The organism is Swaminathania salitolerans (assembly GCF_007988945.1).
Lineage (GTDB): Bacteria > Pseudomonadota > Alphaproteobacteria > Acetobacterales > Acetobacteraceae > Swaminathania > Swaminathania salitolerans.
Map to the genome: position 1 here is coordinate 701,028 of NZ_BJVC01000002.1, position 13,719 is coordinate 714,746.

Annotated in this window: 13 protein-coding genes; 2 read left to right on the forward strand and 11 right to left on the reverse strand. The window is 63.2% G+C overall.

The features are described from left to right. Nucleotides 1-23: 23 nt before the first annotated feature. From SSA02_RS07150 to SSA02_RS07200, 11 genes are all read right to left on the reverse strand, one after another. Nucleotides 24-1,229 carry a pyridoxal phosphate-dependent aminotransferase gene (locus tag SSA02_RS07150; protein ID WP_147093330.1) on the reverse strand — a complete coding sequence of 402 codons (1,206 nt, stop codon included), beginning with the start codon at nt 1,227-1,229 and terminating at the stop codon, nt 24-26. 4 nt (nt 1,230-1,233) lie between these two features. Further along, on the reverse strand, nt 1,234-2,436 hold the full coding sequence (locus tag SSA02_RS07155) for a pyridoxal phosphate-dependent aminotransferase (protein WP_147093331.1): 1,203 nt from the start codon (nt 2,434-2,436) through the stop codon (nt 1,234-1,236). A 17-nt stretch (nt 2,437-2,453) separates the two neighbouring features. Next, entirely contained in the window at nt 2,454-3,563 is a 1,110-nt protein-coding gene (leuB, locus tag SSA02_RS07160) for a 3-isopropylmalate dehydrogenase (protein ID WP_147093332.1), read from the reverse strand. Continuing rightward, nucleotides 3,560-4,192 (reverse strand): 3-isopropylmalate dehydratase small subunit, encoded by a 633-nt coding sequence (gene leuD / locus SSA02_RS07165; protein ID WP_147093421.1) that lies wholly within the window; start codon nt 4,190-4,192, stop codon nt 3,560-3,562. Before leuD ends, leuB begins: the two co-directional genes overlap by 4 nt. Next, a complete protein-coding gene (leuC, locus tag SSA02_RS07170; protein ID WP_147093333.1) occupies nt 4,192-5,592 on the reverse strand; it encodes a 3-isopropylmalate dehydratase large subunit in 1,401 nt (466 codons plus the stop codon). Before leuC ends, leuD begins: the two co-directional genes overlap by 1 nt. A 58-nt stretch (nt 5,593-5,650) precedes the next feature. Beyond that, nucleotides 5,651-6,031: a 50S ribosomal protein L19 gene (rplS, locus tag SSA02_RS07175; RefSeq protein ID WP_147093334.1), complete on the reverse strand. Its 381-nt coding sequence runs from the start codon at nt 6,029-6,031 to the stop codon at nt 5,651-5,653. A 23-nt stretch (nt 6,032-6,054) separates the two neighbouring features. Further along, on the reverse strand, nt 6,055-6,756 hold the full coding sequence (trmD, locus tag SSA02_RS07180) for a tRNA (guanosine(37)-N1)-methyltransferase TrmD (protein ID WP_147093335.1): 702 nt from the start codon (nt 6,754-6,756) through the stop codon (nt 6,055-6,057). Next, complete coding sequence (gene rimM / locus SSA02_RS07185) at nt 6,753-7,337, reverse strand: ribosome maturation factor RimM (protein WP_147093336.1); 585 nt, start codon at nt 7,335-7,337, stop codon at nt 6,753-6,755. The genes trmD and rimM overlap by 4 nt, the downstream gene beginning before the upstream one ends. A 31-nt stretch (nt 7,338-7,368) precedes the next feature. Then, on the reverse strand, nt 7,369-7,704 hold the full coding sequence (gene rpsP, locus SSA02_RS07190) for a 30S ribosomal protein S16 (protein ID WP_147093337.1): 336 nt from the start codon (nt 7,702-7,704) through the stop codon (nt 7,369-7,371). A 50-nt stretch (nt 7,705-7,754) separates the two neighbouring features. Next, nucleotides 7,755-9,155 (reverse strand): signal recognition particle protein, encoded by a 1,401-nt coding sequence (ffh, locus tag SSA02_RS07195; protein WP_147093338.1) that lies wholly within the window; start codon nt 9,153-9,155, stop codon nt 7,755-7,757. A gap of 235 nt (nt 9,156-9,390) precedes the next feature. Further along, nucleotides 9,391-9,975, reverse strand: a complete 585-nt coding sequence (locus tag SSA02_RS07200; protein ID WP_147093339.1) for a Spy/CpxP family protein refolding chaperone — start codon at nt 9,973-9,975, stop codon at nt 9,391-9,393. A gap of 574 nt (nt 9,976-10,549) precedes the next feature. On the opposite strand from SSA02_RS07200, the gene SSA02_RS07205 reads away from it, so the two are divergent. Beyond that, nucleotides 10,550-11,869 (forward strand): ABC transporter substrate-binding protein, encoded by a 1,320-nt coding sequence (locus SSA02_RS07205; RefSeq protein WP_147093340.1) that lies wholly within the window; start codon nt 10,550-10,552, stop codon nt 11,867-11,869. Between the two features lie 163 nt (nt 11,870-12,032). Further along, nucleotides 12,033-13,712 (forward strand): glycoside hydrolase family 13 protein, encoded by a 1,680-nt coding sequence (locus SSA02_RS07210; RefSeq protein ID WP_147093341.1) that lies wholly within the window; start codon nt 12,033-12,035, stop codon nt 13,710-13,712. The last annotated feature ends 7 nt before the right edge of the window (nt 13,713-13,719 follow it).

The window sequence follows — 13,719 nt, forward strand, 5'->3', positions numbered from 1 at the left end:
CATCCCGCGCGGGAGGCGTAAAGTCAGCGGAGCGCCGAGAGGAACCGCTCCAGACGCGTACAGGCCTCCGCAAGGATCTCATCCGATGCCGCGAAGGAGAGCCGCAGGTGACCGGGCTGCCCGAAAGCGCTTCCGGGCACGACACTCACATGCGCTTCCTCGAGCAAGGCTTCTGCGAAATCCCGATCGCTCGCCAGACTGCGCCCCGCAGCGCTTTGCTTCCCCAGCGCCGCCGCAATGCCGGGAAAGGCGTAGAAGGCACCGTCCGGCATCGCACAGCTCACATAATCCATGGCCCTGAGCGCCGGAACGACGATATCCCGCCGCCGCCTATAGGTCTCGCGCATCGCATCGCGTTGCGCGACCGGGGAGGACAATGCCGCAACGGCACCGGCCTGAGCGAGGGTGCATACGCCCGAGGTCGCATTGCTCTGGATGCTGGTCATGGCCGCAATGAGCGGTCGTGCGCCGCCGCAGAACCCGACGCGCCATCCCGTCATCGCATAAGCCTTGGCCATACCGTTGATCGTCAGGATACGGTCCCTGAGATCCGGAGCGACCGACGCCAGAGAGACATGAGCGCGCCCGTCGAAGGTCAGATGCTCGTAGATCTCATCGGCCATGACGAGCACATGCGGCGCATCGCGCAAAACGGCAGCAATCGCCTCGAGATCGTCGCGCTCGAGAATGGCACCGCTCGGATTATTGGGGAAATTGAGCACGAGCCAACGCGTGCGCGGCGAGATCGCGGCACGAAGCGCCTCGGCCTTCAGGCGGAATCGCTCGCTTTCCCGGCAAGGCACCGGCACCGTGACGCCCCCCATCATCTGCGCGATGATGGGATAGCTCACCCAGTAGGGCACGGGCACGATCACCTCGTCACCCGGGTCTATGGTCGCGGCAAAAGCGTTGTAGATGAGCTGCTTGCCGCCATTGCCGATCAGGATTTCCTCAGGCGCGTAGCTCAGCCCGTTTTCATCGAGAAACTTCCGGGCAACCGCCGCCTTGAGCGCGGGCTGACCGCCGACGGGCGGATATTTCGTATCGCCACGCAACCCGGCCTGACAGGCCGCCTCCACCGCCTCGGGCGGGGAGGGAAAATCGGGCTCGCCCAGTGCCAGCGAGATCACGTCGATTCCGGCAGCGCGCAGAGCGCGCGCCTTGGCAGACATGGCAATGGTCGCAGGCTGCGGCAGGCCCTGCAGGCGCTGCGCGAGACGCAGATCCATCGCCTCAGCCCAGCGAGGCGCAGAAGCGCTGGATGCGCGCGCAGGCCTCGCGCAGACTGTCGGTATCGGTGGCGTAGGAAATGCGGAAATAGCCCGGCGTCAGGAAGGCGCTGCCGTGAACGGCGGCCACACCGGTCTCCTCGAGGAGTTCGGTGACGAAGATCTCGTCATTCTCGATCACCTTGCCCGAGGCAGTTTTCTTGCCGATCAGGCCCGCAATGGAAGGAAAGACGTAAAACGCCCCCTCCGGACGGGTGCAGGACAGACCGGGCGCCTGCGCAAGCATGGAAAGAACGAAATCCCGCCGTGTCTGATAGACGGAAACCATCTCGCCTATGAAATCCTGAGGTCCCGTCACGGCCTCGAGCGCCGCCGCCTGGGCGATGGAGCAGGCATTGCTCGTGCTCTGTCCCTGCAACTTGACGAGCGCCCGGGTCAGCGCCACCGGGGCCGCCGAAAAACCGATACGCCAGCCGGTCATGGCATAGGCTTTCGAGACGCCGTTCATCGTCACCACGCGCTCGCGCAGTTTCGGCTCGACCTGCACCAGCGTCTTGCTGACCAGACCGTCATAGACCAGCTTTGCGTAGATATCGTCGGTCAGAACCCAGATGTCCGGATGATCGAGAAGAACGTCGCAAAGGGCCCGCAGATCGGATTCGGAATAGACCGCGCCGGTCGGATTGCAGGGCGAATTGAGAACGAGCCATTTCGTTCTGGGCGTGATGGCCTCGCGCAGCGCATCGGCCTCGAGCCTGAACCCGTTCCCGGGGCGGGTCTGGACGATGACGGGTTTGCCATCCGCCAGTGTCACGATATCGGGATAGGAAACCCAGGCCGGAGCCGGAATGATCACCTCGTCGCCCTTGTCGAGCGTCGCGGTGAACACGTCATAGATGACCTGCTTGCCCCCGGTGGAGACCACGATCTCCTCCGGCCGGTAATCGAGACCGAAATCGCGATTGAGCCAGGCCGCGACCGCCTGACGCAAGGCTGGCGTTCCCGCCACATCGGTATAGCGGGTCTCGCCACGGGCAATGGCATCGCAGGCGGCGCGCTTGACATTGTCGGGCGTGTCGAAATCCGGCTCTCCTGCCGAAAGGCTGATGATGTCCCGCCCCGCCGCCTTGAGCGCCCGCGCTTTCTGGGAGATGGCGATCGTCTGGCTGGGAGAGATCCGGTCGAGCCGGGCAGCGATCAGGGACATGGTTTCCTCCGGCTGGCTCAGGCCAGCTTCTGCATTTCCTGAAGTACGGCGGCGCCCATCGTCTCCGTACTGACGCGCGCCATACCCTCGGACATGATATCCGCCGTACGCAACCCGCTCGCGAGCACGTTGGAAACGGCCTGTTCGATCAGGCGCGCATCGTCTTCACGCTTGAGGGAATAGCGGAGCAACATGGCGAAAGAGAGGATCTGCGCCAGAGGATTGGCGATTCCCTGACCGGCGATATCGGGAGCCGAGCCGTGAATAGGCTCGTACAGCGCATGGCGCTTCCCGTTTTCCTGAACCGCGCCGAGCGTCGCGGAGGGAAGCATGCCGAGCGATCCGGTCAGCATCGACGCCAGATCGGAAAGGATATCGCCGAACAGGTTGCCGGTGACGATCACGTCGAACTGCTTCGGATTCCGCACGAGCTGCATGGCGCAATTATCCGCGAGCATGTGCGAGAGCTGCACATCCGGATATTCCCGCTCGTGAAGCGCGCTCACGACCTGTTTCCAGAGCAGCCCGCTCTCCATCACGTTGCATTTCTCGACGGAGCAGACGCGATTGCCGCGCAGACGCGCCAGATCGAACGCAACGCGGGCAACGCGCTCGATCTCCGGCGTGGTATAGACCTCCGTATTGACGCCCCTGCGGGTGCCGTCGGGCAGCGTCTCGATACCGCGCGGCTCGCCGAAATACACGCCGCCGACCGTCTCTCTGACAATCATGATATCGAGCCCCTCGATCACCTCGGGCTTCAGCGTCGAGGCGCTCACGAGCGGCGGGAAAACCTGCGCGGGACGCAGATTGGCAAAGAGCGACAGCGCCTGTCTCAGGCCGAGAATGGCCGCTTCGGGACGCTTGTCGAACGCCACATGACCCCAGTTCGGGTCGCCGACCGAGCCGAACAGAACGGCATCGGCCTCCTTCGCGAGGGTCACGACCTCCGGGCGCAGGGGAACGCCGTGCCGGGCCAGCGATGCGCCGCCCACCAGCTCTTCGGCGATCTCGACGCGCAATCCCCGGGCGGTCGAGAGCCACTGGGTCAGCTTCGCGACCTCGCGCATGACCTCGGGGCCGATCCCGTCACCGGGAAGAACGAGAAGCTTGCTGGCCTGGCTCACGAGGCATCCTCCATCACGATATTGGGTCTCCAGCTTTCTTCCAGGGCACGCTTGCGCTCGAAACCGGCAATTGCCGTTTCATGCTGAAGGGTCTGACCGATATCGTCCAGCCCCTCGATCAGCATATGCTTGCGGAAGCCATCGACCTCGAACGCCACGCTCGAGCCATCCGGCCGATGGATGCACTGGGCCTGAAGATCGACCGTAAGGCGGGCATTGCTCCCGAGAGCTGCGTCTTCCATGAGTGCCTCGCAGATCTCGCGCGGCAGTCTTATCGGCAGGATGCCGTTCTTGAAGCAGTTATTGAAGAAGATATCGGCAAAGCTCGGCGCGATCACGCAGCGGATTCCGAAATCCAGCAGCGCCCAGGGCGCATGTTCACGAGAGGAACCGCAGCCGAAATTGTCGAGCGTGACGAGGATCTCGGCATGACGATAGGGTTCGCGGTTCAGGACGAAATCGGGGTTTTCGGAGCCATCGTCGTTATAACGCTGCGCGGCAAAGGCATTCTTGCCGAGGCCGCTACGCTGGATGGTCTTGAGAAAACGCGCCGGAATGATCTGGTCGGTGTCGATATTCTCGGCGGGCATGGGGGCTGCCACAGCCGTGAGGGTCGTGAACCTGTCCATCATACCATCTCCCGTACATCGACAAAGCAGCCGGACACCGCCGCGGCTGCCGCCATGGCTGGCGAGCACAGATGCGTGCGCCCCCCGGGTCCCTGACGCCCCTCGAAATTGCGGTTCGAGGTCGAGGCGCAGCGCTGGCCCGCGGTCAGCCTGTCCGGGTTCATGCCCAGACACATCGAGCATCCGGCCTCGCGCCATTCAAACCCGGCTTCAACGAAGATCCGGTCCAGCCCCTCGGCCTCGGCGGCCGCCTTCACATGGCCCGATCCCGGCACGACCATGGCGCGTACGCCCGGTGCCACATGACGGCCTCTGGCAATGGCGGCAGCGGAACGAAGATCCTCGATGCGGCTGTTGGTGCAGGAGCCGATGAAGGCCACGTCGATCCGGGTCCCGGCGATCTTCTGACCGGCTTCGAGACCCATGTAATCGAGCATGCGCTGTACCTGACGCGCCCGGGCGGGGTCGCTGAATCCCGCGGGGTCGGGCACGACGCCATCGATGCCGATCACGTCTTCGGGGCTCGTGCCCCAGGTCAGACTGGGCTGGATCGAGGCGGCATCGAGCGTGACTTCCGTGTCGAACACGGCATCGTCATCGGTTGCCAGCGTACGCCAATAGGCGCAGGCCTTTTCGAAATCATCGCCCTTGGGGGCGAAGCGGCGGCCCTCGATATAGGCGAAGGTTGTCTCGTCGGGCGCGATCAGCCCGGCGCGCGCACCGGCTTCGATAGACATGTTGCACAGCGTCATGCGTCCTGCCATGTCGAGCGCGCGAATGGCGTCTCCGGCAAATTCCATCACGTGACCGGTGCCGCCGGCGGTGCCGATCTTGCCGATGATCGCCAGCATGATGTCTTTTGCCGTCACGCCGGGACCGACCTGGCCAGACACCGTGATGCGCATGTTTCTGGCAGGCTTCTGCAGCAGGGTCTGGGTCGCCATGACATGCTCGACCTCGGAGGTCCCGATACCGAAGGCCAGAGCCCCCATGGCACCATGGGTCGAGGTATGGCTGTCGCCACAGACGATCGTCATGCCGGGAAGGGAAATGCCCTGTTCGGGCCCCACCACATGCACGATTCCCTGGTCTTTCGAGCGCAGCCTGAAATAGGGGACGCCGAATTCGGCGACGTTCTTTTCCAGCGTTTCGATCTGGAGCCGGGATTCCGGCTCCTCGATCGGCAGCGAGCGGTCCGAGGTCGGCACGTTGTGATCGACCACGGCAACCGTCGCATCCGGGCGGCGCAGGCGACGCCCGGACATCCTCAGGCCTTCGAAGGCCTGGGGACTCGTCACCTCATGAAGAAGGTGCCGGTCTATGTAGAGAATACAGGTGCCGTCCGGGAGGCGTTCGACCACATGGTCATCCCAGATCTTATCGAACAATGTTCGCGCCACCTTACTCTCCTTTGTCTTGACTACCTGTCTGCGAAACGGTCGGACTGCCCTGACAGAGTCAGGATGCAGCCTTGGCCGTGTCGCGGGGACGCTCGGCGATACGGGCCGACTTGCCGCTGCGCTCGCGCAGGTAATACAGCTTCGCACGACGCACCTTGCCGCGACGGACGACGGTGATCTCCGCAATGCTCGGGGAATAGAGCGGGAAGATACGCTCGACGCCTTCGCCGTTCGAGATCTTGCGAACGGTGAAGTTGCTGTTCAGACCCTTGTTCGAACGCGCGATCACGACGCCCTCATAAGCCTGGACGCGCTCGCGCGTGCCTTCGACGACGCGCACGCCGACGCGCACGGTGTCACCGGCCTGGAAATCGGGAACCGCGCGGGCGGTGCTCAGACGCTCGATTTCGCGCGCCTCATACTGCTGGATAATGTTCATGTTACTCTCCCAGAATCGAAAACTTATCGGTTGGTCTTGGCTTCAGCATAAGCCGCCCAGAGATCGGGGCGTCTGGTCTGCGTGATCTGACAGGACTGTTCGTGACGCCACGCCGCAATCGCCGCATGGTGCCCCGAGAGCAGAACCGGAGGAACGTCCATTCCGTCCCAGCGGGCCGGCTTGGTGTAGTGCGGATATTCGAGCAGCCCGTTTCCGAAGCTCTCCTCGGCATCGCTGAGCGTGGAGCCCATGACACCGGGCAGAAGCCGGATACAGGAATCGAGCAGCGCATAGGCAGGGATCTCCCCACCCGACAGCACGAAATCGCCGAGCGAGACCTGCTGAACGTTGCGTCGCTCGAGCACCCGCTCGTCGACACCCTCGAAACGCCCGCACAGCACCACCACCCCCTCACCGGAAGCGAGGTCACGCGACTTCGCCTGAGTGAGGCGCGCGCCGCGCGGGGTCGGATAGATGACCGGACGATCCCCGGGCTCTATCGAGTCCAGCGCCTGCGCGACCACATCGGCCCGAAGCACCATGCCCGCACCGCCCCCGAAAGGCGTGTCGTCCACGGCGCGGTGGCGTCCGCGGCCGAAATCGCGCAGATCGTGCACGCCCAGCGACCAGATACCGTCCTCGAGCGCCCTTCCCGCCAGGGAAAACCCCAGAGGGCCGGGGAACATGTCCGGAAACAGGGTAAGAATGTCGGCGTGCCAGGTCATGACCGCACCGCCACATCGCCCCTGCCCGACAGATCGCCCTCGACTTCCACCTCATGCGGCGGCTCGACGACGATCCTGCCCTGATCGAACAGGATCTCGGGCACGCAGATCCGGGTGAAGGGAACGATCAGATCCTGACCTTTCCTCTCCGGCGCCGCGGCCGCGATCTCCAGACTGACACCCGCGCCGTAATCGTGAACGACCGCGACCGTACCCAGCACCTTGCCCTCTCGGGTCTCGGCGCGCAGTCCGATCAGGTCGGCATGATAGAACTCGTCCTCATCCGTGTCGGGCAGGCGATCCCGCGCGACATAGAGTCTGAGATTCACGAGACGCGATGCTTCATCCCGATCGGCGATGGCGCGACCCGTCGCGTCGAAAAGACGCGCGATGCCGTGCCCCTGCCACTCCACCCGCCAGACGACGCCGCGCTCGTCATGCAGCGCGCCGATTTCCTCGACCGAGGCCGGATCGTCGGTTGCCGCAAAAAGATGAACGAGCCCCTTCACGCCATGGGGCCTGCCCACGGTCGCGACCAGAATATCTTTCGATACGTCCGAAGAGGCGTTGCCGGTCGTCATGGAATGCTGAAGCCTGTCCCTGTTCTATGGCTCAGGCTGCGGCCTTGGCAGCTGCACGCTCCTGCGCACGCTTCTTCGGCGCGGACTGCTTCGGCTGCTCGTTCCAGACGGGCTTCTCAATCAGGCCGGCATTGCCGAGGAAACGGGCAACGCGGTCGGTCGCGAGCGCGCCGTTCGACAGCCAGTGCTTGATACGCTCGTCGTTCAGACGGATGCGGTCGGCATGATCGGAAGGCAGCATCGGGTTATAGGCGCCGACCTTCTCGATGAAACGACCGTCGCGGGGGCTGCGGCTGTCGGCAATCACGATGTGATAGTACGGACGCTTCTTGGCACCTGCGCGGGAAAGGCGGATCTTGAGGCTCATGAATACACTCCTGAGAAACGGAAAAACGTAAAAACCATGCGTGTGAGGTTTCAGCGGCGATTCATGCCGCCGAAGCCTCCGCCGGGCCGTCCGCCGGGACCACCGCCCGACATGAGACCGGAAAGCATCTGCTTCATCCCACCGAGGCCCATCTTGCTGATGCGCTTCATGACGGTGGACATGTCGTCGAACTGCTTGAGCAGTTTGTTGACCTCCTGAACCGTCGTGCCGGAACCGGCAGCGATACGCTTCTTGCGGGAGGCCTTGATGATCGAGGGCGTCTTGCGCTCATTCTTCGTCATCGAGGAAATGATGGCCTGGTGACGCTTGAAGATGGTCGTGTCGAGTTCCTGGTCACCCAGCTTGTCCTTGAGCTTTCCCATACCCGGCAACATGCCCAGAATACCCGAGATCGAACCCATCTTGCCGATCTGTCGAAGCTGGGAGGCATAGTCGTCGAGATCGAACTTGCCCGACATCATCTTCTTGGCGACGCGCTCGCTCTCTTCGTGATCGAGCGTCTCGCTGGCCTTCTCGACCAGCCCCGCGATATCGCCGAGACCCAGAATACGCCCGGCGACGCGCTCGGGGTAGAAATCGTCCAGCGCCTCGAGCTTTTCGCCCAGACCCACCAGCTTGATCGGGGCCCCGGTAATGGCGCGCATCGAGAGCGCCGCACCGCCTCGCGCATCGCCATCCATACGCGTCATCACGACACCGGTGATGCCCACCGCCTCGTTGAAGCGTTGCGCCGTGTTCACCGCGTCCTGACCCGTCATGGCATCGACCACAAGCAGGGTCTCGGCCGGGTTGGTCGCGTCGCGAACCTCGCGCACCTCCTGCATCAGCGCTTCGTCGATAGACAGACGACCCGCCGTATCGAGGATGACGACGTCATATCCTTCGCGACGCCCGGTTTCGAGCGCACGCCTTGCGATCTCTACCGGCTGTTGCCCGGCCACGATCGGCAGCGAGCCGACGCCCACGCGCTCGGCAAGCTGCTGCAGCTGGAGCTGGGCGGCGGGGCGCTGCACGTCGAGCGAGGCCAGAAGCACGCGCTTGCGCTCGCGGGTCAGAAGACGCAGGGCGATCTTGCCCGAGGTCGTGGTCTTGCCCGAACCCTGCAGGCCGACCATGAGCACGGGCACGGGGGCGGCGGCAGCGAGATTCAGCGGAACGTTGCCCGCACCGCCCAGCGCCTCGATCAGGGCATCGTTGACGATCTTCGCGACGGCCTGACCGGGAGAAATGCTCTCGAGAACCTCGGACCCGACCGAGTTTTCCTTGACCTTGTTGACGAAGTCGCGAACCACGGGAAGCGCAACGTCGGCATCCAGCATGGCCAGACGCACTTCGCGCATGGCTTCGGCGACATCGGCCTCGGACAGTCTGCCGCGCTTGGAAAGACCCTCAAATACACCGGAAAGCTTGCCAGAAAGCGTGTCGAACACAGGATACCCTTATACGCAGCAGAAATACGCCACTGCGCGAGCCTTCGCGAGGTGGCGTTTCAAATCCAGTGCCGTGGCTAAAGGGCGAGACCGATAAAGTCAAGGCGAAAGGCGTGGAGCCGATACGATCGCGTTCCACCCCGCCACCGGAACCCGCGCCCTCCACCCCTCTCCCGGCAGGATACCGGCGCAGTCCCTGCCAGAGAGCAGGTCACGCCGGGAGGGGAGGACGCGATTACAGGTCGCCCTCTCCCCCCTTCTCCGCATCGTCCTTCCCAACATCGTCCTTCCCGGCATCGCCTTTCCCCGCAGCCATACCGTCACGATGCGGCCTGAGCAGATCGTGGATCTGGCTTTCGAGCGCGATCAGCTTTTCACGGGTTACGCGCGCCTTGTCGCGCTGCTCCGGGGTCAGGACGTCATGGATACGTACCGCATCCTCGGCCATCGCCGCATCCTGCTTCGCATCCAGAGCCTCCTTCTGGCGGAGAAGACCGGCGAACTTCGTCTTGTCCACGGCGCCCGCAGACAGAAGCAGCCCCTCGATCTGCCGGTCGATATCCCGATGCTGCTGCATGGCGGCGCGACGCTCTGCGCGTCCCGCATGCAGGATCGCATGGATCTTCTCGTGCTGTGCTTTCGTGAGACCGACATTGCGCAGGAGCCCCATCAGCGGCGGCGGCATCATGGGGCCATGGCCCGGATGCATGCCCGGATGCATAGCCGACCCGACGGGAGCGGGAGGCTGGGCCTCTGCGACCGCCACCAGCGATGGCATGGCCGCGAGGGACAACAGGATGAACGTTTTTCTGGAAATCATGCGCGTGTTCTTCCCTGATGATGTGAAGACATCGGAAGAGATGTCCTTGTCCCCGATCTAGCAAGAAGAGAGGCCGTAAACAGGTTCAAAAGACTACAGAGTGTATAGCCTGTAACAGAGACCGGTATCCCGCGCGACGCACACGCCCCCGGCGGGACGGGCAGCGTCAGGAATAACACGATCATGTGAAATATCGTTCATTTCGTTGTTAATCTACGGAAAGGATGAGACGCTCGGCTGTGTCTTCTCCCGATCGGAAGAATGCCGGATGCTTTCCACCCCGCACGCCTCGCTCCACTGCTTCCCTCCCACCCATGTCACCGGTGCAGATACGGTCATGGCCGGGGCGCAGATAAAGGAAGGGACAGGGAGGCATACCGACGAGACCGTCGCCGCCCGCTGTTACAATCCGGCCCGGCGCGAGCCCACCTCCGGAAAGCAGAACCCTGCTGGCCCCGCGCCTGCGTTCCCGCCTTCTGGCCTCCCGGGACATTTCCTCCCGCACGACCTCTCCCGGCAGCATCCCTTTCACATTTCATTTCAAGGCATGCTGCACCTCAAGGATAGTCTCTCAATGAAAGCCTCCCTTCTTCTCACGGGTGTTTCACTCGGTCTCGGTCTCGCCTCTCTGGCTTCGGCCCGTGCCGACACGACCCTGACCATCGCGACGGTCAACAACGTCCAGATGATCGAAATGCGCAAGCTCTCGCATGTGTTCGAGGCGGCGCATCCCGATATCCATCTGCGTTGGGTAACCCTCGAGGAAAACGTGCTGCGCCAGCGGGTCACGACCGATATCGCCACCCATGCAGGCCAGTTCGATATCCTGACCATAGGCAATTACGAGGTTCCGCTCTGGGCCAAACAGGGCTGGCTTTACAAATTCGACAAGATCCCGGCCTCTTACGATCTTGCCGATATCATCGCGCCCGTGCGGGAGAGCGTCTCCTACCAGGGAAGCGTCTATGCCCTCCCCTTCTATGCCGAGAGCGTCATGACGTTCTATCGCAAGGATCTTTTCGCGAAGGCCGGGCTGACCATGCCCGACACCCCGACTTACGAGCAGATCGCGGATTTTGCCGCCAAGACGACAGACAAGGCCAGCGACACCTACGGAATATGCCTGAGAGGAAAGCCGGGCTGGGGCGAGAATATCACCATCGTCACGGCAATGGTGACCGGCTTCGGAGGACAGTGGTTCGATATGCACTGGAAGCCGATGCTAACCGCACCCGCATGGCACGAGGCGATTACCTATTACGCCTCGCTCATGAAGAAATATGGCCCACCCGGTGCGAGCGCGAACGGGTTCAACGAAAACCTCTCGCTGTTCGCCACCGGTCATTGTGCGATCTGGATCGACGCGACGAGCGCGGCCGGTACCGTATTCGACCCCAAGCAGAGCAGCGTTGCCGACAAGGTCGGTTTCGCTTCCCTTCCGACAGGGAGCTTCAAAGGGGGGCCGACCTGGCTCTGGTCATGGAATCTCGCCATACCGGCCTCCTCTAGCCATGCTGAGGCCGCAAGCAGCTTCATCCAGTGGGCAACCTCGAAGGATTACATCCAGCTCGTCGCCAGAACCGATGGCTGGGTCAACATTCCTCCGGGAACACGCAGCTCGTCCTATCAGTCGCCGGCCTATCAGAAGGTCGCCCCCTTCTCCTCTTTCGTGCTCAAGGCCATCGAGACCTCGAATCCCTCGGGCAAGACCGCCCAGCCGCGCCCCTATATCGGCGCGCAATTCGTCGATATCACGCCATTCCAGGGCATTGGCACCCAGGTCGGACAGACCATCGCATCCATTCTGGCCGGGTCTCTCAGCGTCGATGCCGGGCTCGCTTCCGCCAATGCGGCAACCAACCGCATGATCCGTCAGGCAGGCTATCAGAAATGAGCCTCGCCGGTGCGGGACGAGGTTGCCCCCGGCGGGTCGATGTCCCGCCGGGACCTGGGTTCCGTTCGTTCCGCACCGTCGCTGCGACAACATATCGTGACTGCGACAACCCTCCGGTCCGCCCGGTGTTTTCCTGCCTCCCACATCATGGAAAGCACCGGCGATGCCACAGAACGATCCAGATCACATCTGGTGGAAAGATGCCGTCATCTACCAGATCTATCCGCGCTCCTTCGCCGATGCACGCGGTGACGGTATCGGCGATCTTCCCGGCATCATCGCCCATATCGACTATCTTTCGCGGCTCGGCGTGGATGCGCTGTGGATCTCGCCCTGCTTCCAGTCGCCGCAGGGCGATGCGGGATACGATATTTCGGATTACCGGAAGATCGATCCGATTTTCGGCACGGTCGCCGATTACGAAACCCTGATCGCGGAGGCGCATGATCGCGGGCTGCGCGTCATCGCCGATATGGTGCCCAACCATACCTCGGACCAGCATGCGTGGTTTCGTGAGGCCCTTGCCTCCCCTCCCGGCAGCGCGGCACGCGCGCGCTACATGTTCCGCGACGGCTCGGGCGCGCAAGGCGACACGCCGCCCAATAACTGGCAGAGCGTGTTCGGCGGCCCCGCCTGGACCCGTGAGGCTCCGCGCGAGGATGGGCTGCCCCGGCAATGGTATCTGCATCTGTTCGATTCCTGCCAGCCGGACCTCAACTGGGAGAATCCCGAGGTCCGCGAAGAGTTCGAGTCGGTCCTGCGGTTCTGGCTCGATCGCGGTGTCGATGGTTTCCGGATCGATGTCGCCCATGGCCTCATCAAGGAAAAGGGGCTCCCTCCCTATACGGAACGCGCCACCATGGTCGGCGATGACGAGGACAAGACGCCGAGCGATGCCCCGATGTGGGACCGGGACGGCGTACACGAGATCTATCGCAGCTGGCACGCCTTGCTGGCATCCTATCCGGGAGACCGGATGCTGGTGGCCGAAGCCTGGGTCAAACCCCTGTCGCGTCTGGCGCGGTATGTGCGTCCGGACGAGATGCAGCAGACATTCAATTTCGATTATCTGCTCTGCCGCTGGAACGCGAAACGCTATCGCAAGGTGATCGCGGAGTCTCTCGAGGCAATGCATGACGTGGGCGCCATTACCGCCTGGGTCATGTCCAATCATGATTCCGTACGTCATGCCTCGCGTCTTGGCCTGAAAGACGCCGGTGCCCGCCCCCAGGGGATCGATGCGGCGCATGAACAGCCCGATGAGGCGCTCGGCCTGCGTCGCGCCAGAGCCGTCATCTTCATGACCCTCGCCCTGCCGGGGTCGGTCACGCTCTATCAGGGCGAGGAGCTCGGCCTGCCCGATCACACCACGCTGGAGAAGCGCTATCGTCAGGATCCCGCCTTCTTCCGGACGGATGGCGAGGAGATCGGTCGGGACGGATGTCGCATCCCCCTCCCCTGGACGGCAGAAGGCGGCTCGCTCGGGTTCAACGAGACAGGCAAGCTCTGGCTTCCCCAGCCGGAGCATTATGCGCGCTATGCCGTATCGGTGCAGGAAGACGATCCCGACTCGACCCTCGCCCTCTACCGCGCCCTGCTGCGGGAGCGGAAGGCATTCGCGCTCGGTATGGGAGAGCTCGTCTGGATGGATGCGGCGTCGGGTGAGGCGTTCCCGGACAGCGTCATCAGCTTTCGCAACGGGCCGATCCAGATGGTGCTCAATTGCGGGGACGAAGAGGTGCCTCTCCCCGACGGTGAAATCCTGCTGTCGAGCTGCGCGATCGGGACCCCAGGCAGGCTCCCCGGCAATGCAGCTGTCTGGATAAGGACCGGAGAGTCCTGACGGGGCA

Excerpts from the sequence above, each read along its gene's own strand:
- SSA02_RS07150 (WP_147093330.1), bottom strand. The coding sequence starts at position 1,229 with ATGGATCTGCGTCTCGCGCAGCGCCTGCAGGGCCTGCCGCAGCCTGCG.
- SSA02_RS07155 (WP_147093331.1), bottom strand. The coding sequence starts at position 2,436 with ATGTCCCTGATCGCTGCCCGGCTCGACCGGATCTCTCCCAGCCAGACG.
- leuD (WP_147093421.1), bottom strand. The coding sequence starts at position 4,192 with ATGGACAGGTTCACGACCCTCACGGCTGTGGCAGCCCCCATGCCCGCC.
- rplS (WP_147093334.1), bottom strand. The coding sequence starts at position 6,031 with ATGAACATTATCCAGCAGTATGAGGCGCGCGAAATCGAGCGTCTGAGC.
- trmD (WP_147093335.1), bottom strand. The coding sequence starts at position 6,756 with ATGACCTGGCACGCCGACATTCTTACCCTGTTTCCGGACATGTTCCCC.
- rimM (WP_147093336.1), bottom strand. The coding sequence starts at position 7,337 with ATGACGACCGGCAACGCCTCTTCGGACGTATCGAAAGATATTCTGGTC.
- rpsP (WP_147093337.1), bottom strand. The coding sequence starts at position 7,704 with ATGAGCCTCAAGATCCGCCTTTCCCGCGCAGGTGCCAAGAAGCGTCCG.
- SSA02_RS07200 (WP_147093339.1), bottom strand. The coding sequence starts at position 9,975 with ATGATTTCCAGAAAAACGTTCATCCTGTTGTCCCTCGCGGCCATGCCA.
- SSA02_RS07205 (WP_147093340.1), top strand. The coding sequence starts at position 10,550 with ATGAAAGCCTCCCTTCTTCTCACGGGTGTTTCACTCGGTCTCGGTCTC.
- SSA02_RS07210 (WP_147093341.1), top strand. The coding sequence starts at position 12,033 with ATGCCACAGAACGATCCAGATCACATCTGGTGGAAAGATGCCGTCATC.